Here is a 21034-nt window from a genome sequence, read left to right on the forward strand (position 1 = left end):
TTATACAGTCTGGTGGCGATAGCGAAGAGGTCACACCCGTTCCCATACCGAACACGGAAGTTAAGCTCTTCAGCGCCGATGGTAGTTGGGGGCTTCCCCCTGTGAGAGTAGGACGCTGCCAGGCAAACGAAAAGAACAGCAAATGCTGTTCTTTTTTATTATCTAGGATCGGAAGGCTATCTATTTCTTCTATAAACTGTCGATACATGTCTCAGCTTATTAAGCCATTATTCGACTTTGACTATTCTCGCCGCCGAAGCCATGGGATTCTTTTTCCGAACGTCACGCTTGCTTTCTTTCAAAGAAGGGGAAGAGGCGCAACTTTGGTAAACAACTCCTGAGAAGTGAATTTCTCTTCTTCACTTGCATCTTTCCATTTTTCTTCTCAAGTTTTTCAGCGTTTTGCCTTCCGTCGCCGCCGTGACGGCATGAATCTCTCCTAGATCGGTCCTTGCCGTTTTAAAAGTCATAAATGGAAACGTCTTTTTCAGGAACAGGAACGGAATAACAAAACCAGTATGCCCCGTTTCGCCAGACAACTTCCGCATAGTTGCATAATTCAAGATTTTTTAGCGAGGTGAGGAATCCATGTACGTCCGTTTTTCTTCGGAAACGATTTGTACAATAATAAACCTTTTTCCCCATAAATATTTGGCTTTTTTTGTCCGTTTTTCGCAGTTTCTTGTCTTTTTATCTGCAATTGCCTGAACAGTCTGCGAGTGAAGAATGTCCGTTTGTTTTTGAATGAACTGAATCTCTGTTTTACTCAGCCAGTTGCCATGGGTGAAGAAATAAGACGATGTCATTCTCGATAGAAGCCGCTTCCCCCTGTATCGTTCTCAGTTCCGCATATAAAGTTTCCTGATAAGAAAGTTTGAAAAGGATGCGTGACAAACATCTTCTCCCTCTTTTTTCATCTATAAGACAATGACAACAGAACGCATGTTTCAAGAAGAGTTAATGTCCAAAAATAAGAATCAGGTACCTCCGAAAACAAGCCTGATTCAACCTCACTGTCATCCCACACCTAAAGGCAGGCTAGTGCCCTTAGTGGGCTTTCTCGTTCGCAAGGTTCTGTAAATCTAATGAATTGCTATAATTATTTGTTTCAATTAATATACTGGACCTAACTAAGGTATCAATTAAAATTTTCTACCCAGGATACGGAAAATGCTTAATCAATATTTCTGTTTTATGTTTATTTTTCTTTAACAAGTGGAATATAGAAATATCATTTTTAGAACGATTAAATTTCTTGAAAAGCGTCAAAAATGATCATTAAGTACATACATTAGAATTGCAAATGATTCGTACCTTCATGTATAATTAACGTCAAATATAGTCAAAGTCAGAAATGGAGGAGGTTTGATGCGTAATATATCTGATATTATTGAGGACTATTTAAAAAAAGTTCTTGAGATGAGTGGAAGCGAAATCGTGGAAATTAAGAGAAACGAAGTAGCTGAAAAATTTCAATGTGTTCCCTCGCAGATTAATTATGTAATTAATACTCGCTTTACTATTGAAAAAGGATACATGGTAGAAAGCAAAAGGGGAGGGGGCGGCTATATTCGCATTATAAAAGTAAAAGTACACGATCAATCTGATTTAATTGAGCAATTAGTTTCTTTAGTAGGAAATCAGGTTTCGCAATCAGCTGCTGAAAACTTAATTTATCGATTGATGGAAGAAGGTGTCATTTCAAATCGGGAAGCAAAACTTATGATGAGCGTAATTGATCGTTCTGTATTATATATTGATCTTCCTCATAGAGATGAACTTCGTGCGAGAATGATTACTTCTATGTTAATGGCTTTGAAATATAAATGATTACAAGGGGGGTGGTTTGCTTTGATCTGTCAGGAATGTAAAGAAAGACCGGCTTCACTTCATTTTACAAAAACATTAAATGGCGAAAAGACAGAATTTCACTTATGTGACAAATGTGCAAGGGAAAAAAGTGAAAAATATATGTTTTCTTATCACCCAGAGTTTTCTATTGGCAATTTACTAGGTGGTTTACTTAATCTTGATTCTCCATTTTCGTCAAAACCAACTCAATACCCGCAGCAGAAAGTCTTAAAGTGTGAAAACTGTCAAACAACTTTTCAGCAATTTGTTAATAAAGGAAAGTTTGGATGCGCCCATTGTTACGAAGCTTTTCAAGAGCAACTTGCCCCCATACTAAAAAGACTGCAAAATGGAAATAATATGCACAGAGGGAAGATGCCAGAAAGAATGGGCGGCACGCTTCATTTGAAAAAAGAAATAGCCGAATTAAAGACAAGGCTTCAACAAGCAATTGTACAAGAAGAATTTGAATTGGCAGCTGATATTCGTGATCAAATCCGCTCTCTCGAAAAAAAAATGCTTTTTGAAGGAGGAGAGTTGTGATGTCTCTAGAAAGGTTTATTAATCAGGCTGTCAGTTCATGGATGAGTAATGAGGGACCTCATTGTGATATTGTTTTAAGTTCAAGGGTCCGTCTTGCTAGAAATCTAGCTGATTATCGCTTTCCTTCATTCTTAAAATCTGATGAGGCAGAGGAGATGAGCAGAAAAATCAGTGAAGGCGTACAAGAGGAATATTCGCTTGAATTGCTTACGATGGAAAATTTGTCTCCATTGCAGAAACGTGTGCTAGTAGAGAAACACTTAATAAGCCCATACTTAGCTGATTCTACTGTACATGGAGCCGTTCTTCTTTCAGAAGATGAAGACATCAGCATCATGATTAACGAGGAAGATCATATTCGCATTCAGTGTCTTTCTCCGGGCTTACAGCTCAAAGAAACATTGGAAAAGGCCAATAATCTCGATGATGCCATCGAAGCCCATGTTCAGTATGCTTTTGATGAACAGAGAGGATATTTAACTAGCTGTCCAACAAATGTCGGAACGGGTTTACGGGCATCTGTGATGATTCATTTGCCTGGGCTGGTTTTAACGAAGCAGCTCAACCGTATTATTCCTGCTATCAGTCAAATTGGCTTTGTGGTCAGAGGAATATATGGAGAAGGCAGTGAAGCTTTGGGTAACATTTTCCAAATATCTAACCAGTTGACGCTTGGCAAGTCAGAGGCGGATATAGTAGAGGATTTGATAAGTATCGTTCATCAAATTGTCGCTCATGAAAAATCAGCTAGAGAAGCTTTAATCAACATGTCTTCCATCCATTTGGAGGATAAAGTATTCCGCTCTTATGGTGTATTAGCAAATAGCCGAATTATTGAAACAAAAGAAGCAGCTCAGTGTTTATCAGATGTGAGGTTAGGAATTGACATCGGTTACATTAGCGATGTTTCCAGAAGTATTTTAAATGAGTTGATGATTTTGACACAACCAGGCTTTTTACAGCAATATGCCGGTGGACCACTCCGTCCTGAAGAAAGGGACATCCGGCGCGCTGCTTTAATCAGAGAGCGGCTAAAATTGGAAGAAAATTGTTGATGTAAAGGAGAGGGATGGATATGATGTTTGGTCGTTTTACGGAAAGAGCACAGAAGGTATTGGCGCTTGCTCAAGAGGAAGCACTTCGTCTAGGACATAGCAATATTGGTACAGAACATATTTTGTTAGGTTTAGTTCGTGAAGGAGAAGGCATTGCGGCAAAGGCTCTCTATGGACTCGGGCTTAGTTCGGAGAAAATTCAGGAAGAAGTCGAAAACTTAATCGGCAGAGGAGAAGGAAGCACCCAAACAGTCCATTACACTCCTCGTGCAAAAAAAGTAACAGAACTATCAATGGACGAAGCAAGAAAGCTTGGCCATTCTTATGTCGGTACAGAACATATCCTGCTTGGATTAATCCGTGAAGGAGAAGGTGTAGCTGCTCGTGTACTTAGTAATTTAGGCGTCAGTTTAAACAAGGCGCGTCAACAAGTGCTTCAGTTACTCGGCAGCAATGAATCTAACGGACATCAGAGTGGTTCAGCCTCGAATGCGAATACACCTACGCTTGATGGTCTCGCGCGTGATCTGACGATGATTGCCAGAGAAGGAAGTTTGGATCCCGTCATTGGCCGCGGTAAAGAAATCCAGCGTGTTATCGAAGTGCTGAGCAGAAGAACAAAAAATAACCCCGTACTCATTGGTGAGCCTGGAGTAGGTAAAACAGCCATTGCTGAAGGGCTTGCTCAGCAGATTGTCAATAACGAGGTTCCGGAAACACTTCGCAACAAACGTGTCATGACACTTGATATGGGTACGGTTGTAGCTGGAACAAAATATCGTGGTGAATTTGAAGATCGTCTAAAGAAAGTGATGGATGAGATTCGTCAGGCAGGCAATATTATTCTATTTATCGATGAGCTTCACACGTTAATTGGTGCCGGCGGGGCGGAAGGAGCTATCGATGCTTCTAATATTTTAAAGCCATCGTTAGCACGCGGTGAATTGCAGTGTATTGGTGCCACTACGCTTGATGAGTACCGGAAGTACATTGAAAAGGATGCAGCGCTTGAACGCCGCTTCCAGCCGATTCAAGTAGATGAACCGACCTTGGAAGAATCGATTCAAATTTTAAAAGGGTTAAGAGATCGTTATGAAGCGCATCACCGTGTATCTATTACTGATGAAGCAATAGATGCAGCAGTAAAAATGTCTGATCGTTATATTTCTGACCGCTTTTTACCGGATAAAGCGATTGACTTAATTGATGAAGCCGGTTCAAAAGTCCGCTTGCGTTCATTTACTACTCCTCCTAATTTAAAGGAACTTGAAATCAAGCTTGACGGAATTCGGAATGAAAAAGACGCCGCAGTTCAAAGTCAAGAATTTGAAAAAGCTGCTTCTCTTCGTGATGCTGAACAAAAATTGCGTGAAGAGTTAGAGCGGACCAAGAACAATTGGAAAGAAAAACAAGGTAAAGAGAATAGTGAAGTAACATTAGATGACATTGCGAAAGTTGTGTCCAGCTGGACAGGTATTCCAGTTTCGAAATTGGCGCAGACAGAAACGGAAAGATTGCTTAACCTTGAAGAAATTCTTCATTCTCGTTTAATTGGCCAAGAGGAAGCAGTGAAAGCTGTGTCCAAAGCTGTCCGCCGGGCAAGAGCTGGATTAAAAGATCCGAAGCGTCCAATCGGCTCTTTCATCTTCCTTGGACCGACTGGTGTTGGTAAAACAGAGCTAGCCAAAGCGCTTGCCGAATCTATGTTTGGTGACGAAGATGCAATGATCCGTATTGATATGTCCGAGTATATGGAAAAACATTCGACATCTCGTCTTGTTGGATCGCCTCCAGGATATGTCGGCTATGAGGAAGGCGGCCAGCTGACAGAGAAAGTCCGCCGCAAGCCTTATTCAGTCATCTTATTAGATGAAATTGAAAAAGCTCATCCAGATGTATTCAATATTTTACTTCAAGTATTAGAAGATGGACGTTTAACTGATTCAAAAGGCCGGACAGTCGATTTCCGTAATACGGTATTGATTATGACATCGAATGTAGGAGCCCAATCCTTGCGCCGCAATAAGTTTGTCGGCTTTAATATCCAGGATGGTGAACAGGACTTCCAAGATATGAAGGGCAAAGTAATGGAGGAGCTTAAGCGGGCATTCCGTCCGGAATTCATTAACCGTATTGATGAAATTATCGTCTTCCATGCATTAGAGAAAAAGCACTTAAAAGAAATTGTGACATTAATGTCCGATCAATTAACGAATCGTCTTAAAGAACAAAATATTATTGTTGAATTGTCTGATCGGGCGAAAGAGAAGATTACTGATGAAGGTTACGACCCAGAGTACGGGGCACGCCCTCTGCGCCGTGCATTACAAAAACAAGTGGAAGATCGCTTATCAGAGGAATTATTAAAAGGCAACATTTCAATAGGACAGAATGTGTTAGTGGATGTAGAAGGCGATGAGTTTATTGTGAAAGTACAAGAATCATCAGTTGCAGAACCATCAGCTGTAAAATAAAGAAAGAGGCTGTCCTACAAGTGCCTGGCTCCTCCTATATAAGCCTGTGTATAGTATGAATCTATACACAGTGCTGGAGGCGCCTGGCCTTTTTCTTATTATGGGCCAGTTCTTTTTTAAGCATAATGGAGGAGGTGTAATCAACGTGGCGAAGAAAAAAACAAAATTTACTTGTCAGTCTTGTGGTTATGAATCGGCAAAGTGGATGGGCCGGTGTCCTGGCTGTGGAGAATGGAATCAAATGGTGGAAGAAGTAGCGATTACAGGGACGCCTAAAAGGACGTTTATGCATTCAGAGCAGACAACGGCGTCTAAACCAACAAAGCTTACCGATGTGACAACGGTCCAGGAACCGCGTGTAAAAACGAAATTGAAAGAATTCAACCGGGTACTTGGAGGAGGTGTGGTTCCTGGCTCACTCGTACTGATTGGGGGAGATCCGGGAATAGGGAAGTCCACTTTGTTGCTGCAAGTTTCTGCGCAGTTGGCAGCAAATAAAAGCAGGGTATTATATATTTCTGGAGAAGAGTCCATTAAACAGACAAAATTAAGGGCAGAACGGCTTGCTGTAAAGGAAGAAGATCTTTTTATTTATTCAGAGACCAACTTGCAGCTCATTCATTCATCGATTGAACAGCTTTCGCCATCTTTTGTTATTATTGACTCAATTCAAACGATCTATCATCCGGAAGTGACATCTGCTCCGGGAAGTGTGTCCCAAGTAAGGGAATGTACCGCTGAATTGATGAGGATAGCGAAAATAAATGGGATTGCTATTTTCATTGTAGGACATGTAACGAAAGAAGGTTCAATTGCTGGACCTAGATTATTGGAGCATATGGTGGATACTGTGTTATATTTTGAAGGAGAGCGCCACCACACGTACCGTATTCTAAGGGCGGTCAAAAACCGTTTCGGTTCCACGAATGAGATGGGGATTTTTGAAATGAAGGAGGAGGGACTTGAGGAAGTAGAAAACCCATCTGAAATTTTCTTGGAGGAACGTTCACAAGGGTCTTCAGGTTCTACAGTTGTTGCTTCTATGGAAGGCACAAGGCCGGTACTCGTTGAAGTTCAAGCATTGATTTCGCCGACCGTTTTTGGGAATCCCCGGCGAATGGCTACTGGTATTGATCACAATCGCGTGACTTTATTGATGGCGGTACTAGAGAAAAGGGTTGGTCTTTTACTGCAAAATCAAGATGCCTACTTAAAAGTGGCAGGCGGTGTAAAGTTAGATGAACCAGCGATTGATCTTGCGATTGCTGTTAGTATCGCCTCCAGCTTTCGGGATCAGCCGACGAATCAAACAGACTGCATCATTGGGGAGGTTGGATTAACAGGAGAAGTACGCCGTGTGTCAAGAATAGAACAGAGAGTCTCTGAAGCAGCCAAGTTAGGGTTTACAAGGGTCATTCTCCCTGCGAATAATCTTGGAGGCTGGAAAGTGCCAGAGGGGGTAGAAGTGGCCGGTGTAGCTACTGTTAATGAGGCATTGCAGCTGGTTTTTGGCAGATAAGTGCTGGTTTTTCTTTTTGGGACCTTGAGATGTTTTTGCAAAAAAACGACTGCATGTGGAAAAAAGTGTTTATACTACTAATAGGGAGGTGAAGTAAGAATGTTGAAACGTCTTGTGCAAGCGGGTTTTATTATTTTAGGAGGAACGTTAGGCATTATTCTTATTCCGGACTTATTAGCATTAATTCATTTAGATCATCTAACCTTAATTAATAACCCGTATGTTGCAGTAATTATAGGGGCTATTATTTTCTATATGCTGACATTTTGGGTGATGGACTACATCATTGATTTTGTTAAGTGGATGGAAGACCGAATTGTCACGGCACCCTTGACGGACATTCTTTCCGGCAGTTTAGGATTAATTCTAGGGTTGATTGTAGCTTTTTTAGCAGGGAACACGTTGAATTCAATAGAAATACCAATTGTAAATACGGTTGCTCCAATTTTCCTAACGATATTATTAGGCTATCTTGGCTTTCAGGTCGGCTTTAAAAAGCGTGATGAAATTACGAGCTTGTTTTCAATTAACAGAAGTGGCAAAAAGAAAGAGTCTGGCGCATCTGAAGGGTCATCTGTTGTACAAAAATCCTATAAAATTTTAGATACGAGCGTAATTATTGATGGGAGAATTGCGGATATTTGTCAAACTGGCTTTTTGGAAGGATGCTTAATTATCCCGCAATTTGTTCTTGAAGAGCTGCAGCATATTGCTGATTCTTCAGACACGTTAAAACGCACGAAAGGCAGAAGAGGGCTCGATATATTGAACCGCATTCAAAAGGATATTGCGATAGAGGTAGAAATCGTTGAGCGGGATTTTGAGGACGTTCACGAAGTGGATAGTAAACTAGTCAAGCTGGCTAAGGAAATGAACGGAATTGTTGTGACCAATGATTTTAACTTAAATAAAGTATGTGAACTGCAAAAGGTACAGGTGCTTAATATTAATGACTTGGCTAATGCGGTGAAGCCGTTAGTCATTCCGGGCGAAGAAATGAGTGTCCTTGTTATTAAAGACGGGAAAGAGCAGCGGCAGGGAATTGCTTATTTAGATGACGGAACGATGATTGTTGTAGAAGGTGGCCGCGAATATATCGGTAAGCAAATTGATGTAATTGTGACGAGCGTTTTGCAAACGTCAGCGGGACGGATGATTTTTGCTAAGCCAAAGCTAGTAGAAAAAGCGCTTTAAAGGAGCAGGAGAAACATGAATTATCAAGTAATTATTCCAGCTGCCGGCCGGGGAACGAGAATGAAGGCAGACAAAAATAAGTTACTGCTTTTGCTGCAGGGACGTCCAGTTATCATCCACACGCTGGAAGTTTTTGAGGAAGATCCGAATTGCGACGGGATGATCCTCGTTGTTCATCGGGAAGAAGTGGCGACATTCTCAAACTTGGTTCGTGACTACAATCTATCTAAAGTGCGGAAGATCGTGCACGGCGGCAGTGAAAGACAACAAAGTGTATACAATGGATTAAAAGAAATAGATGAAGCGGAAGTCGTTCTCGTTCACGATGGAGCAAGGCCGTTTATTACTGCTTCTATTATAGGACAGCTGGTTGAAAAGGCTAAAGACGGGGGAGCAGCGATCGCAGCTGTTCCCGTAAAAGATACAATTAAGCGTGTCGAAGGCGGCACCGTAATTGAGACTGTCGAACGCTCAAGCTTGTGGTCAGTTCAAACGCCACAAGCTTTTCGCGTGCCGCTGATTTTACAGGCGCACGAACAAGCACAAAAAGATGATTACGTTGGAACAGATGAGGCATCTTTGGTGGAAAAGATTCATGTCCGTGTGCAAATTGTAGAGGGAGACTATGATAATATAAAATTAACGACACCAGAAGATCTTGTTTTCGCGGAAGCTATTATTCAAAAAAGAAAGTCACTATAAAGATTGAAGGAGAAAAAAACTATGTTTAGAATTGGACAAGGCTTTGATGTGCACGAATTTGCAGAAAATCGTCCATTAATTATCGGAGGGATAAAGATCCCCCATGAAAAGGGCTTAATTGGGCATTCAGATGCCGATGTTTTACTGCATACGATCGCAGACGCTTGTCTCGGAGCGATTGGAGAAGGAGACATCGGCCGTCATTTTCCAGATACAGATCCAGAGTTTAAAGACGCAGATTCTGCTGTTTTGCTCCAGCATGTATGGAAGCTTGTGAAAGAGAAGGGATATTCCCTAGGAAATGTTGACTGCACAATTATGGCACAAAGACCAAAAATGGCTCCTTATATCGCGCAGGTTCAACAAAGAATAGCAGAATTGTTAGAAACAAACGTTTCACAAGTGAATGTGAAAGCGACAACAACAGAAAAGTTAGGATTTGTCGGCAGGGAAGAAGGAATCGCTGCACAAGCAGTTGTCCTTTTAATAGCAAAAGAAAATAAATCAGTTTAAGGGTGTCCAAACTAGACTTTGTCTGTCATCTCATGAATCTTCTTTTCTCTAGAGGCAGGCGATGGTAAAATAAATAGAGCTATATGAACGAGATTAGAGGAGGAGTTAGAAATGGCAAATGATATTCGTGTGCGCTATGCACCGAGTCCGACAGGCCACTTACATATAGGAAATGCGCGTACAGCGCTTTTTAATTATTTATATGCCCGCAGCCAAGGCGGAAAATTTATTATTAGAATTGAAGATACCGATCAAAAGCGAAACATTGAAGGCGGCGAAGAAAGCCAGCTGAAGTATTTGAAATGGCTCGGCATTGATTGGGACGAAAGTGTGGACAAGGAAGGGGAATACGGCCCTTACCGCCAATCCGAACGGAACGATATCTATAAGAAATACTATGATCAATTACTAGAAGAAGACAAGGCATATAAATGTTATTGTACAGAAGAAGAATTGGAAGCTGAACGGGAAGCTCAGCAGGCAGAAGGCAAAGATATGGCTGGTTACTCAGGTAAGTGCCGCCACTTAACGGCAGAAGAGCGTGCAGCGAGAGAAGCGGAAGGACGGGAACCGAGCATTCGTATTAAAGTCCCTGCTGGAGAAGTGCTGACGTTTACGGATATGGTGAAAGGCGAAGTGTCTTTTGAGTCAGATGGAATCAATGATTACGTCATCGTGAAAAAGGATGGTACACCGACGTACAACTTTGCTGTAGCGATAGATGACCATTTAATGAAGATGTCGCACGTATTACGCGGTGATGACCATATTTCTAACACACCAAAGCAGTTGGTCGTCTATAATGCATTGGGATGGGAACCACCGGTTTTTGGCCACATGACATTGATTGTTAATGAAAGCCGTAAAAAATTAAGTAAGCGTGATGAATCCATTATTCAATTTATTGAGCAATATAAAGAGCTTGGCTATTTGCCAGAAGCCTTATTTAACTTTATTGCTTTGCTCGGCTGGTCTCCAACTGGAGAAGAAGAAATCTTTTCTAAAGAAGAGTTTGTTGAGATGTTCGATGCTAGCCGTTTATCTAAATCACCAGCTTTATTCGATCAGCAGAAGTTATTATGGATGAACAATCAATATATGAAAAAGGCAGAGCTTGATCAAGTAGTATCGCTTGCAATGCCTCATCTGTTGAAAGCCGGCCGTGTGAATGCAGAGCGGTCTCCTGAAGAGGAAGAATGGGTGCGTCAATTAATCGGTCTTTATCAGGAGAAAATGAGTTTTGGCGCAGAAATCGTTGATATGTCCGAACTGTTCTTTAAAGAGGAAATCAGCTATGAAGATGAAGCGAAAGAGGTTCTAGAAGAAGAACAGGTTTCTGAAGTGATGGCCTCCTTCCTCGACAAGGTGGAGAATCTGGACCGGTTCAAGGCTGATGAAATCAAGCAGGCGATGAAAGCTGTCCAGAAAGAAACAGGCCATAAAGGGAAGAAGCTGTTTATGCCAATTCGTGCGGCAGTAACGGGCCAGACACACGGACCAGACCTGCCAAAAGCGATTGAATTGCTCGGCCGAGAAAAAGTTGTTGAGCGGCTTCGTAAGATTAGCAGTTAACATTTTATTCAAATTGTAATATAGTAAAGATAAACTATTTTATAATGAAGTTAGCGTTGAAGAGGAGAAGTAAATCATTGATGCTTTACAGAGAGAACTGTCATCGGCTGCAAGCAGTTCAAGCCGCTCAATGATTGAAATGCCCCTCTGAGCCTGCTGCTGAAAGGTAACGAGTAAGCGGCGGCGGGAGCACCCGTTATCAGTTTAAAGTTGGAAAAACAGATACAACCTGTTTTTCAAACAGAGTGGAACCGCGTATACTTAACGTCTCTGTCTATACAGAGGCGTTTTTTTGTACCATTTTTTCCGCTTCGGCAGTGACTTAGCTTCTTCAGGAAAAGTACACCTTCTGCCAGTACCTATGTTTTTTCTGAATAAAAGGAGGATAGAAATAGAGATGTTTAAGTTATTGAAAGAAGACATCGATACGATATTTGAGCAAGACCCAGCTGCGCGCAGCTATTTGGAAGTAATTCTAACCTATTCAGGGCTCCATGCCATTTGGGGCCACCGGCTGGCTCATGGTTTGTATAAAAGAAAGTTTTTCTTTCTCGCGCGTGTTATTTCTCAAATCAGCCGCTTTTTTACAGGTATAGAAATCCATCCTGGCGCTACGATTGGCCGTCGTTTGTTTATTGACCATGGGATGGGAGTTGTTATTGGGGAAACTTGTGAAATTGGTGATAATGTGACACTGTATCAAGGAGTCACACTTGGCGGTACCGGTAAAGAAAAGGGGAAGCGGCACCCGACAGTAAAGGATCATGCTTTAATTGCATCAGGCGCTAAAGTGCTTGGATCAATTACAATCGGGGAAAGCTCCAAAATAGGAGCAGGTTCTGTTGTTTTAAGAGATGTACCATCCAATTCAACAGTAGTTGGTATTCCAGGCCGAATTGTGATCCGTGATGGAAAGAAAGTACAAAAGGACTTTAATCATCGTGACTTACCGGATCCAATTGCCGACCGCCTTTCCTTTATGGAAAAAGAGATTTCCAGGTTGAATCAAGAGCTTGAAGAAGTAAAGAAGGGAGAACGTGTAAATGACCATTCGCGTTTATAATACATTAACAAGGAAAAAAGAGGATTTCGTCCCTCTTGAAGAAGGAAAGATAAAAATGTATGTATGCGGCCCGACCGTGTATAACTATATTCATATTGGCAATGCCCGCCCAGCGATCGTATTCGACACGGTCCGCCGTTATTTCCAATATAGTGGGTACGAAGTCAATTTTATTTCTAACTTTACAGATGTTGATGACAAACTGATTAAGGCAGCAAATGAGTTAGGAGAGGAAGTGCCGGTGATCGCTGACCGGTTCATTAAAGCTTACTTTGAAGATACAGGTGCACTTGGCTGCCAAAAAGCAGATGTACATCCACGTGTTACAGAGAGTATTGACATTATTATTGAATTTATTGAAGCACTGATTGAGAAGGGTTATGCTTATGCATCAGGAGGGGATGTGTACTATCGCACAAGAAAGTTTGCAGATTACGGCAAGCTCTCTCATCAATCGATAGACGAATTGAAGGTCGGAGCTAGAATCGGTGTAGGAGAAAAGAAAGAAGATGAACTGGACTTTGTTTTGTGGAAAGCAGCAAAGGAAGGGGAAATTTTCTGGAACAGCCCATGGGGAAAAGGTCGTCCAGGCTGGCACATTGAATGTTCAGCCATGGCGCGAAAGTATTTAGGAGATACAATTGATATACATGCAGGCGGGCAGGATTTGACTTTCCCACATCACGAGAATGAGATTGCTCAGTCAGAAGCATTGACAGGAAAACCATTTGCCCGTTACTGGCTGCATAACGGCTACATCAATATCGATAATGAGAAAATGTCGAAATCGCTCGGTAACTTTGTGCTGGTTCATGACATTATTCAACACATAGATCCGCAAGTACTCCGCTTTTTCATGTTGTCTGTGCATTATAGACATCCGATTAATTACAATGAGGAACTGCTGGAAAATGCTAAGACAGCTCTTGATCGGTTAAAAACAGCTTATGAGAATTTAAAGCACCGCAAGCAGTCCAGTGCAAACTTAACAGATCATGATGATCACTGGATGAAAAAAATTGAAGAGTTGAACGAAGCGTTTACAAAGGAAATGGATGACGATTTCAATACAGCCAATGCTATCTCTGTTTTGTTTGAACTTTCCAAACAAGCGAACTATTACTTAATGGAAAAGAATACGTCTGAAAAAGTCATTGATGCATTTGTAAAGGGATTTGAAGATCTATTCTTTGTACTTGGACTAAAGCTTGAAACAGAGGAAGCCCTTTTAGACGAAGAGATTGAAGAGTTGATTGAACAGCGGATTCAAGCGAGAAAAGACCGGGATTTCCAGCTGGCTGATGAGCTTCGTGATAAGCTGAAAGACATGAACATTATTTTAGAAGATACGCCGCAGGGCACTCGTTGGAAGAGAGGATAAAGACGTTGAAGTTTGAACCATTAAAAGATGCCCGGCTTATGAATAGTCTTGCTCTTGCTTATATGGGGGATGCTATTTATGAAGTGTACATCCGCCGCTATTTGCTGGAGAATGGAAAAGTTAAGCCAAATCAGCTGCACAGAGAAGCAACGCATTATGTATCTGCAAAGGCGCAGGCCCGGATTTTGTACAATATGTTTGAAAGTAACTTTTTGTCGGAAGAAGAGTTGGCCGTTGTCAAAAGAGGGCGCAATGCGAAATCAGGAACGATCCCAAAAAACACCGATGTCCAAACATACCGGCATAGCACAGCTTTTGAAGCGTTAATCGGAATGTTATTTTTAACAGGAAAAGAAGAGCGGCTCGCGGAAGTGATCGAATTTTGTCTGCAGCCAAACCACGATAAGAAAGGAGGAGATGTATGATGTCCAAAGAATTTATTGCCGGCAGAAATCCAGTTCTAGAAGCGTTAAGGTCTGATCGAGAAATTAATAAAATTTGGATAGCCGAAGGGGCGCAGAAAGGACCTATACAGCAAATTATAAAACAAGCAAAAGAAAGAAATGTCCTTGTTCAGTTTGTCCCTAAGCAAAAAATAGACCAGATGAGTGATGAGAATCATCAAGGCATCGTGGCTTCTGTTGCTGCGTATCATTATGCTGAATTAGATGATCTTTTCGCAAAGGCTGAGAAGAGCGGGGAAGCACCATTTTTTCTTTTGTTAGATGAGATTGAAGATCCTCACAATCTAGGGTCCATCATGAGGACGGCTGATGCAGTCGGTGCTCATGGTATTATCATTCCGAAGCGCCGGGCTGTAGGTCTAACCGCTGCAGTAGCTAAAGCATCTACAGGGGCGATCGAGTATATTCCGGTTGTACGGGTAACCAATCTGGCGCGGACGATTGATGAATTGAAAGAGCGTGGTATGTGGATTGCTGGTACAGATGCTAAAGGATCGGATGATTATAGACAGTTAGATGGAACCATGCCGCTTGGACTCGTCATTGGCAGTGAAGGAAAAGGAATGGGCCGGCTAGTCAGGGACAAATGTGATTTTTTAATTCGTCTGCCAATGACCGGGCGCGTTACCTCGTTAAATGCATCTGTCGCCGCAGGTTTGTTGATGTATGAAGTGTATAGAAGGCGGCACCCTTTAGGAGAATAACTATGAACATCCTCATAGTGGACGGTTACAATATTATTGGCGCCTGGCCAGAGCTCCAAAAGCTAAAAAAGCATGACCTTGCTTCTGCCCGTGACCGCTTGATTCAATTAATGGCTGAATACCAGGGGTTTACGGGCTACCGGGTCATTATCGTTTTTGATGCTCATTATGTAAAAGGAACGGAAAAAAAATACCGTGACTCTAAGGTGGAAGTGATTTTTACACGGGAAAATGAGTCGGCTGATGAACGGATTGAAAAGTTAGCTATTGAGTTGAACAGCATTAAAAATCAAATTTCCGTAGCAACTTCGGACTTCACAGAGCAATGGGCTATTTTTGGACAAGGTGCCCTGCGGATATCCGCAAGGGAATTGCTTATAGAGGTAAAAGTCACAAGGAAAAAAATCGGAAGAAGCGTAAAAAAGTTTCACGAAGAAAAGGTGAATTCTAAGATTCCCCTTACGGATGAAGTGGCAGAAATTTTTGAAAAGTGGCGCCGTGGAGAGAAATGAATCATTGACGTTCGAAAAATTTGTACTGTATAATGTTTCTATCTATGGTTTTGCAGGCGGAGGGGATGTGTGTGTGTTTGAATCGTTCTTCAAATAGTACAGCATTGGAAACGCTTCAAGATGAGCAGTTGATAGAACTTGTTCACAAGGGAAACAGCGATGCTCTAGATTACTTGATCCATAAGTATAAAAACTTTGTCCGGGCGAAAGCGCGTTCATATTTCTTAATCGGGGCCGACAGAGAAGATATCGTTCAGGAAGGAATGATTGGGCTTTATAAAGCCATTCGTGACTACAAGGAAGATAAGTTGACCACCTTTAAAGCTTTTGCCGAACTTTGTATTACAAGACAAATTATCACTGCCATCAAAACAGCCACAAGACAAAAGCATATTCCGTTAAATTCCTACATTTCACTCGATAAGCCGATATACGATGAAGAATCAGATCGGACATTGATGGATGTAATCACAGGTGCGAAGATTATGAATCCGGAAGAATTAATTATTAATCGGGAACAATTCAGCAGCATTGAAGATAAAATGAATGAATTGTTGAGTGACCTGGAGCGGAAGGTATTGGCCTTATACTTGGACGGGCAATCATACCAGGAAATATCGGAAGAACTTAACCGCCATGTGAAATCAATCGACAATGCTTTGCAGCGGGTCAAGAGAAAACTTGAGCGCTATCTTGAATTTAGAGAAATCACGATGTAGGATAGGACTTGACTAGTTCCGTTGATAATGTTATTTTTTACAATTGAGATAGATAAGGTGAACCACAATGACTAACAAAAGAATATTAGCTTGTTCCGAATGCGGTTCAAGGAACTATTCCACTCATGGCAAAGAAAAAAGTGAAGAACGCCTAGAAGTTAAAAAATTTTGCCGTACTTGCAACAGTCACACCATTCACAAGCAAACGAAATAAAAAGCGGATTGAGTGCTCAGCGTGGAATGTCTATGTAAGGTAAAGAGGACGAAGCCAGCAGGCAGATTCATGCCTTGGGACGGCCGCTAACTAACAAACTTTTAACGAAAAGTCGATTTCACCTTTGGAGGGTTTGGAATGTCAGGCATAGTACAATTTTTCCGTAACGTAGGTTCGGAAATTAGGAAAGTCAGCTGGCCTAAGAAAAAAGAGCTGACAGGATATACAATCACTGTTATTACAACTGTCATTTTTCTAGCTATCTTTTTTGCAGTAGTTGATTTAGGTATTTCATCTGTTGTACGATGGGTATTGTCCCTATAATTTGCAGATTCAGTCTTTCCGTTTGAATATATTGTTTTGTTATATGGTACAATGGAACATCATAAAAGAAAGAAAAAAGCCCGCTTCAACGGGTTTTTTCATTTGCTTTTTAAAAGTAAAGGAGGGAAGGACGCTTAGTCCCTTTCTATGGAAAAGAATTGGTACGTGGTACACACATATTCAGGATATGAAAATAAAGTAAAGGCCAACCTGGAAAAGCGTGTGGAATCGATGGGCATGCAAGATAAAATCTTTCGTGTCATTGTTCCTGAAGAAGAAGAAACTGATATTAAAAATGGTAAAAAGAAAGTTACAAAAAAGAAAGTTTTCCCAGGTTATGTTTTAGTGGAAATTGTAATGACAGATGACTCCTGGTATGTTGTTCGAAACACGCCAGGTGTAACCGGGTTTGTTGGTTCTTCCGGACATGGGTCAAAGCCGACACCTCTTTTGCCTGATGAAGTAAAAAACATTTTGAAACAGATGGGCATGGATGAAAAACGTAAAGATATTGATTTTGAAGTGAATGAAACTGTAATTGTAAATGAAGGGCCATTTGCTAACTTTGAAGGGGTAGTCGAAGAAATCGATCTTGACAAAGCAAAGTTAAAGGTACTCGTGAATATGTTTGGCCGTGAAACTCCGGTTGAACTTGATTTTCATCAGGTGAATAAATTATAATGGAAAGTAGCTTGAAATATTAAGTGAATAATGATAATATTTTTAAGTCAGTATGTCTTTAAGACAGACTAATTTTAATTAATCATCTTTATATATTAAAGATGTTATTGAGTGGGAGGGGGAAACCCCAAATACCACATCACGGACTTAAGGAGGTGTGTCTCGTGGCTAAAAAAGTTATTAAAGTGGTTAAGTTGCAAATCCCTGCAGGTAAAGCTAATCCAGCGCCGCCGGTAGGTCCTGCACTTGGTCAAGCTGGTGTGAATATCATGGGATTCTGTAAGGAATTTAATGCGCGCACAGCCGATCAAGCTGGTTTGATCATTCCGGTTGAAATTTCGGTTTTTGAAGACCGTTCATTTACATTCATCACAAAAACTCCGCCGGCTGCTGTTCTTCTTAAGAAAGCGGCAGGTATTGAGTCTGGTTCAGGTGAGCCAAACCGCAATAAAGTTGCTACAGTAAAACGTGATAAAGTTCGCGAAATTGCTGAAACAAAAATGCCAGACCTTAACGCAGCTAGTGTTGAAGCAGCTATGCGTATGGTTGAAGGTACTGCCCGCAGCATGGGAATTGTGATCGAAGACTAATTGTCGTATGAAGGTGTTTGTTCAAGGGTTGCGCTGTGAATGTATGTCTATTACTTCACTCGCAACCTTTATTCGTGGGAGGTTATTCCGCTAAAACCACATAAGGAGGAAATTTTAACATGGCTAAAAAAGGTAAAAAGTTTCAAGAAGTAGCGAATCTTGTTGATCGTACAACGAACTACGACTTGAACGAAGCGATTGAGTTAGTAAAGAAAACAAACTTTGTAAAGTTTGACGCAACAGTAGAAGCGGCTTTCCGTCTAGGAGTAGACCCGAAGAAAGCTGATCAGCAAATCCGTGGAGCAGTTGTACTGCCAAACGGTACAGGTAAGACACAAAAAGTTTTAGTATTTGCTAAAGGTGAAAAAGCGAAAGAAGCTGAAGCGGCTGGCGCTGATTACGTAGGCGATGCTGATTACATCAACAAAATCCAACAAGGTTGGTTTGAATTTGACGTAATCGTTGCTACACCTGACATGATGGGTGAAGTTGGTAAATTAGGTCGTGTTCTTGGACCTAAAGGCCTTATGCCAAACCCTAAAACAGGTACAGTTACGTTTGATGTTGCGAAAGCAATTGAAGAAATTAAAGCTGGTAAAGTGGAATATCGTGTAGATAAAGCTGGAAACATTCACGTTCCAATCGGTAAAGTTTCTTTTGATAACGAAAAGTTAGCTGAGAACTTTAGCGCAGTTTTTGACACAATGCTAAAAGCAAAACCATCTGCAGCTAAAGGCACATACATGAAGAATGTAACAATTACTTCAACAATGGGCCCTGGTATCAAAGTAGATCCTTCTTCTGTAGCTGCTGTAAATTAAGTTGACAACAGTTTTTTTATTTGATATAATTCATTCTGTTGCAAAATAATATGAACATTTATACCGTAGACAGCAGGTGCTGAAAAGCTTAATTTCCCGCCGAGGTAATACGAATATATATAGTATGGCAGTTTGCTGTGCTTTTCGTAACCTCCATGTCTACGAGACATGGAGGTTTCTACTTTCATGTAAGGTATGAATGGACAGGCAGAACGAGAAAGTGTAAAACTTTTTCTCAGAAATCTATAGGAGGTGTAAAGATGAGCAGTGTAATCGAGCAAAAGAAACAGTTAGTAAGTGATATCGCTGAAAAATTCAAAAATAGCGCTTCTACAATAGTAGTAGACTATCGTGGATTAACAGTAAGCCAAGTAACTGAGCTTCGTAAGCAGCTTCGTGAAGCGGGTGTTGAATTTAAAGTATATAAAAACACTTTAACTCGCCGTGCAGCTGAAGCAGCAGAGATTTCTGGATTAGATGAATTCTTAACTGGACCGAACGCGATTGCTTTCAGTAACGAAGATGTGATTGCACCAGCGAAAATCCTTAACAGCTTCGCAAAAGAAAATGAAGCGTTAGAAATTAAAGCCGGTGTTCTTGAAGGAAATCTTGTAACGATGGAAGAAGTGAAAGCTCTTGCTGAACTTCCGTCCCGCGAAGGACTTCTTTCTATGCTACTCAGCGTGTTGCAAGCTCCAATGCGCAACTTCGCTTTGGCAGCAAAAGCTGTTGCCGATCAAAAAGAAGAACAAGGCGCGTAAGCTGATTTTTTCAGCCGTTGCGTAAACGAATAAAAAGAATGTAAAAATTAAGGAGGAAATTTTAAAATGACTAAAGAGCAAATCATTGATGCGATTAAAGAAATGTCCGTTCTTGACTTAAACGACTTAGTAAAAGCAATTGAAGAAGAATTTGGTGTAACTGCGGCTGCTCCTGTAGCAGTAGTAGGTGGAGCTGCTGGTGGAGACGCTGCAGCTGAGAAAACTGAATTCGACGTTGTACTTGCTGATGCAGGCGGTCAAAAAATTAAAGTTATTAAAGTTGTTCGCGAAATCACAGGCCTTGGTCTTAAAGAAGCGAAAGAACTTGTTGATAACACTCCAAAAGCAGTTAAAGAAGCAGTATCTAAAGAAGAAGCTGAAGAAATCAAAGCTAAACTTGAAGAAGTTGGCGCTGGCGTAGAAGTTAAGTAATTAAGCAACTTTGAAAAACCAAAAGTCCGCTGGATTCAGCGGACTTTTATTTATGAATGAAGAAATGACAGATTTTTATATGTCATTTCGATGTCTAGTTTTAGTTACTTTTTTAAATTAAATTGCCGGAGTGGAGGAATAGGTGTGACAAACCATTATTTTTCGCAAACGCCGGATAGTGAAAGTAATCCGGTATTTTGGGAGTATTCCTTAAAAGGCCGGACGTTTCGTTTTAAAACAGATGCTGGTGTTTTTTCGAAAAAGGAAGTTGACTTTGGTTCGCGTCTGTTAATTGAAACCTTTCAGGTGCCTGAAATGGAAGGGCCAGTTCTGGATGCTGGCTGCGGATATGGGCCGATTGGTCTTTCGGTTGCATCCATATTACCTGATAGAATGGTTCATATGATTGATGTTAATCAGCGGGCTCTTTCGTTAGCAAAAGAAAATGCCGCTCTTAATCATATAGACAATGTCAAGATTTATGAGAGTGATCGGCTGGGAAATGTCCATGAAACAGGGTTTGCGGCTATATTAACAAATCCGCCCATTCGAGCCGGGAAAAAAGTAGTATTTGATTTTTTTCGTCAGAGTTATGAGAAGCTTGCTGAAGGTGGCTGGCTGTGGATTGTTATCCAAAAAAAACAAGGAGCTCCTTCTGCTATTAAAGAAGTAGAATCCTTATTTGGAAATGTAGAAACAGTTCACCGCTCAAAAGGTTACTACATCATCAAGGCGGAAAAACGTTGACTGGCAAATGGCACTATGTTAGTATTATAAAATGCCAATATAATACTTGTGTCCATTTTTACTAAAATAATTTATATTGTATAATTACTGGTTAAAATGGCTACGATGATAAAATAATAGTTCATCATGTGTAAAAATGAGGTTTTCTTTGAAAAAACCTTTTTATTTTTGTCTTATGGCAAGGCTGGATGCCTGCTG

24 protein-coding genes, 1 rRNA gene and 2 other annotated features are annotated in these 21034 nt (G+C 41.0%); of the genes, 24 read left to right on the top strand and 1 reads right to left on the bottom strand.

Features of this window, described 5'->3' with window-relative positions:
- Positions 1-8: 8 nt before the first annotated feature.
- Positions 9-124: ribosomal RNA gene (gene rrf / locus QYG89_RS14335) — 5S ribosomal RNA — on the top strand.
- Between the two features lie 445 nt (positions 125-569).
- Here rrf and QYG89_RS14340 read toward each other — a convergent pair.
- On the bottom strand, positions 570-806 hold the full coding sequence (locus tag QYG89_RS14340; RefSeq protein WP_404318476.1) for a hypothetical protein: 237 nt from the start codon (positions 804-806) through the stop codon (positions 570-572).
- A gap of 559 nt (positions 807-1365) precedes the next feature.
- Here QYG89_RS14340 and QYG89_RS14345 point away from each other — a divergent pair.
- The 23 genes from QYG89_RS14345 (at position 1366) to QYG89_RS14455 (ending at position 20836) form a co-directional block, all read left to right on the top strand.
- Positions 1366-1830: a CtsR family transcriptional regulator gene (locus tag QYG89_RS14345; RefSeq protein ID WP_404318478.1), complete on the top strand. Its 465-nt coding sequence runs from the start codon at positions 1366-1368 to the stop codon at positions 1828-1830.
- Positions 1831-1851: 21 nt separating this feature from the next.
- A complete protein-coding gene (locus tag QYG89_RS14350; RefSeq protein ID WP_404318480.1) occupies positions 1852-2394 on the top strand; it encodes a UvrB/UvrC motif-containing protein in 543 nt (180 codons plus the stop codon).
- Positions 2394-3449 carry a protein arginine kinase gene (locus tag QYG89_RS14355; protein ID WP_404318482.1) on the top strand — a complete coding sequence of 352 codons (1056 nt, stop codon included), beginning with the start codon at positions 2394-2396 and terminating at the stop codon, positions 3447-3449. The genes QYG89_RS14350 and QYG89_RS14355 overlap by 1 nt, the downstream gene beginning before the upstream one ends.
- Before the next feature lie 20 nt (positions 3450-3469).
- Positions 3470-5923: an ATP-dependent protease ATP-binding subunit ClpC gene (clpC, locus tag QYG89_RS14360; RefSeq protein WP_404318484.1), complete on the top strand. Its 2454-nt coding sequence runs from the start codon at positions 3470-3472 to the stop codon at positions 5921-5923.
- Between the two features lie 145 nt (positions 5924-6068).
- The gene (gene radA, locus QYG89_RS14365) at positions 6069-7442 is read left to right on the top strand and encodes a DNA repair protein RadA (RefSeq protein WP_404318486.1); all 1374 of its coding nucleotides are present in this window, start codon (positions 6069-6071) and stop codon (positions 7440-7442) included.
- 99 nt (positions 7443-7541) lie between these two features.
- The gene (locus QYG89_RS14370; protein WP_404318488.1) at positions 7542-8636 is read left to right on the top strand and encodes a PIN/TRAM domain-containing protein; all 1095 of its coding nucleotides are present in this window, start codon (positions 7542-7544) and stop codon (positions 8634-8636) included.
- A gap of 15 nt (positions 8637-8651) precedes the next feature.
- Entirely contained in the window at positions 8652-9338 is a 687-nt protein-coding gene (gene ispD / locus QYG89_RS14375; RefSeq protein ID WP_404318490.1) for a 2-C-methyl-D-erythritol 4-phosphate cytidylyltransferase, read from the top strand.
- A 21-nt stretch (positions 9339-9359) separates the two neighbouring features.
- Entirely contained in the window at positions 9360-9851 is a 492-nt protein-coding gene (gene ispF, locus QYG89_RS14380) for a 2-C-methyl-D-erythritol 2,4-cyclodiphosphate synthase (RefSeq protein WP_404318492.1), read from the top strand.
- 111 nt (positions 9852-9962) lie between these two features.
- Positions 9963-11423 (top strand): glutamate--tRNA ligase, encoded by a 1461-nt coding sequence (gene gltX, locus QYG89_RS14385; protein WP_404318494.1) that lies wholly within the window; start codon positions 9963-9965, stop codon positions 11421-11423.
- A 47-nt stretch (positions 11424-11470) separates the two neighbouring features.
- Positions 11471-11698, top strand: a binding site (T-box leader).
- A gap of 122 nt (positions 11699-11820) precedes the next feature.
- Positions 11821-12486 (top strand): serine O-acetyltransferase EpsC, encoded by a 666-nt coding sequence (gene epsC / locus QYG89_RS14390; protein WP_404318496.1) that lies wholly within the window; start codon positions 11821-11823, stop codon positions 12484-12486.
- On the top strand, positions 12467-13867 hold the full coding sequence (gene cysS, locus QYG89_RS14395; RefSeq protein WP_404318498.1) for a cysteine--tRNA ligase: 1401 nt from the start codon (positions 12467-12469) through the stop codon (positions 13865-13867). The genes epsC and cysS overlap by 20 nt, the downstream gene beginning before the upstream one ends.
- 38 nt (positions 13868-13905) lie before the next feature.
- Positions 13906-14292 carry a Mini-ribonuclease 3 gene (locus tag QYG89_RS14400; protein ID WP_404318600.1) on the top strand — a complete coding sequence of 129 codons (387 nt, stop codon included), beginning with the start codon at positions 13906-13908 and terminating at the stop codon, positions 14290-14292.
- Positions 14292-15035 (top strand): 23S rRNA (guanosine(2251)-2'-O)-methyltransferase RlmB, encoded by a 744-nt coding sequence (rlmB, locus tag QYG89_RS14405; protein WP_404318602.1) that lies wholly within the window; start codon positions 14292-14294, stop codon positions 15033-15035. The genes QYG89_RS14400 and rlmB overlap by 1 nt, the downstream gene beginning before the upstream one ends.
- A 2-nt stretch (positions 15036-15037) precedes the next feature.
- Complete coding sequence (locus QYG89_RS14410) at positions 15038-15547, top strand: NYN domain-containing protein (RefSeq protein WP_404318500.1); 510 nt, start codon at positions 15038-15040, stop codon at positions 15545-15547.
- 77 nt (positions 15548-15624) lie between these two features.
- Positions 15625-16266, top strand: coding sequence for an RNA polymerase sporulation sigma factor SigH (sigH, locus tag QYG89_RS14415; protein WP_404318502.1), 642 nt, complete (start codon positions 15625-15627; stop codon positions 16264-16266).
- 67 nt (positions 16267-16333) lie between these two features.
- Complete coding sequence (gene rpmG / locus QYG89_RS14420) at positions 16334-16480, top strand: 50S ribosomal protein L33 (RefSeq protein WP_404318504.1); 147 nt, start codon at positions 16334-16336, stop codon at positions 16478-16480.
- A 138-nt stretch (positions 16481-16618) separates the two neighbouring features.
- The gene (gene secE / locus QYG89_RS14425; protein ID WP_404318506.1) at positions 16619-16804 is read left to right on the top strand and encodes a preprotein translocase subunit SecE; all 186 of its coding nucleotides are present in this window, start codon (positions 16619-16621) and stop codon (positions 16802-16804) included.
- Between the two features lie 147 nt (positions 16805-16951).
- The gene (gene nusG, locus QYG89_RS14430) at positions 16952-17485 is read left to right on the top strand and encodes a transcription termination/antitermination protein NusG (RefSeq protein ID WP_404318508.1); all 534 of its coding nucleotides are present in this window, start codon (positions 16952-16954) and stop codon (positions 17483-17485) included.
- Positions 17486-17649: 164 nt separating this feature from the next.
- Entirely contained in the window at positions 17650-18075 is a 426-nt protein-coding gene (gene rplK, locus QYG89_RS14435; protein ID WP_041101809.1) for a 50S ribosomal protein L11, read from the top strand.
- A 119-nt stretch (positions 18076-18194) separates the two neighbouring features.
- On the top strand, positions 18195-18896 hold the full coding sequence (gene rplA, locus QYG89_RS14440; protein ID WP_404318509.1) for a 50S ribosomal protein L1: 702 nt from the start codon (positions 18195-18197) through the stop codon (positions 18894-18896).
- A 45-nt stretch (positions 18897-18941) separates the two neighbouring features.
- Positions 18942-19086: a sequence feature (ribosomal protein L10 leader region), on the top strand.
- 70 nt (positions 19087-19156) lie between these two features.
- The gene (gene rplJ / locus QYG89_RS14445; RefSeq protein ID WP_404318511.1) at positions 19157-19657 is read left to right on the top strand and encodes a 50S ribosomal protein L10; all 501 of its coding nucleotides are present in this window, start codon (positions 19157-19159) and stop codon (positions 19655-19657) included.
- 66 nt (positions 19658-19723) lie between these two features.
- The gene (gene rplL, locus QYG89_RS14450; protein ID WP_404318513.1) at positions 19724-20089 is read left to right on the top strand and encodes a 50S ribosomal protein L7/L12; all 366 of its coding nucleotides are present in this window, start codon (positions 19724-19726) and stop codon (positions 20087-20089) included.
- A gap of 144 nt (positions 20090-20233) precedes the next feature.
- Complete coding sequence (locus QYG89_RS14455) at positions 20234-20836, top strand: class I SAM-dependent methyltransferase (protein WP_404318515.1); 603 nt, start codon at positions 20234-20236, stop codon at positions 20834-20836.
- The last annotated feature ends 198 nt before the right edge of the window (positions 20837-21034 follow it).

Source organism: Bacillus lumedeiriae (assembly GCF_044891285.1).
GTDB lineage: Bacteria > Bacillota > Bacilli > Bacillales > Domibacillaceae > Pseudobacillus > Pseudobacillus lumedeiriae.

What these genes read in the sequence shown, in the direction of transcription:
- rplJ (WP_404318511.1), top strand. Translation starts at nt 19,157, where the DNA reads ATGAGCAGTGTAATCGAGCAAAAGAAACAGTTAGTAAGTGATATCGCT.
- cysS (WP_404318498.1), top strand. Translation starts at nt 12,467, where the DNA reads ATGACCATTCGCGTTTATAATACATTAACAAGGAAAAAAGAGGATTTC.
- QYG89_RS14355 (WP_404318482.1), top strand. Translation starts at nt 2,394, where the DNA reads ATGTCTCTAGAAAGGTTTATTAATCAGGCTGTCAGTTCATGGATGAGT.
- ispD (WP_404318490.1), top strand. Translation starts at nt 8,652, where the DNA reads ATGAATTATCAAGTAATTATTCCAGCTGCCGGCCGGGGAACGAGAATG.
- nusG (WP_404318508.1), top strand. Translation starts at nt 16,952, where the DNA reads ATGGAAAAGAATTGGTACGTGGTACACACATATTCAGGATATGAAAAT.
- rplA (WP_404318509.1), top strand. Translation starts at nt 18,195, where the DNA reads ATGGCTAAAAAAGGTAAAAAGTTTCAAGAAGTAGCGAATCTTGTTGAT.
- ispF (WP_404318492.1), top strand. Translation starts at nt 9,360, where the DNA reads ATGTTTAGAATTGGACAAGGCTTTGATGTGCACGAATTTGCAGAAAAT.
- rpmG (WP_404318504.1), top strand. Translation starts at nt 16,334, where the DNA reads ATGACTAACAAAAGAATATTAGCTTGTTCCGAATGCGGTTCAAGGAAC.
- QYG89_RS14400 (WP_404318600.1), top strand. Translation starts at nt 13,906, where the DNA reads ATGAATAGTCTTGCTCTTGCTTATATGGGGGATGCTATTTATGAAGTG.
- rlmB (WP_404318602.1), top strand. Translation starts at nt 14,292, where the DNA reads ATGTCCAAAGAATTTATTGCCGGCAGAAATCCAGTTCTAGAAGCGTTA.
- QYG89_RS14340 (WP_404318476.1), bottom strand. Translation starts at nt 806, where the DNA reads ATGACATCGTCTTATTTCTTCACCCATGGCAACTGGCTGAGTAAAACA.
- clpC (WP_404318484.1), top strand. Translation starts at nt 3,470, where the DNA reads ATGATGTTTGGTCGTTTTACGGAAAGAGCACAGAAGGTATTGGCGCTT.
- QYG89_RS14370 (WP_404318488.1), top strand. Translation starts at nt 7,542, where the DNA reads ATGTTGAAACGTCTTGTGCAAGCGGGTTTTATTATTTTAGGAGGAACG.
- QYG89_RS14410 (WP_404318500.1), top strand. Translation starts at nt 15,038, where the DNA reads ATGAACATCCTCATAGTGGACGGTTACAATATTATTGGCGCCTGGCCA.
- epsC (WP_404318496.1), top strand. Translation starts at nt 11,821, where the DNA reads ATGTTTAAGTTATTGAAAGAAGACATCGATACGATATTTGAGCAAGAC.
- rplL (WP_404318513.1), top strand. Translation starts at nt 19,724, where the DNA reads ATGACTAAAGAGCAAATCATTGATGCGATTAAAGAAATGTCCGTTCTT.
- gltX (WP_404318494.1), top strand. Translation starts at nt 9,963, where the DNA reads ATGGCAAATGATATTCGTGTGCGCTATGCACCGAGTCCGACAGGCCAC.
- secE (WP_404318506.1), top strand. Translation starts at nt 16,619, where the DNA reads ATGTCAGGCATAGTACAATTTTTCCGTAACGTAGGTTCGGAAATTAGG.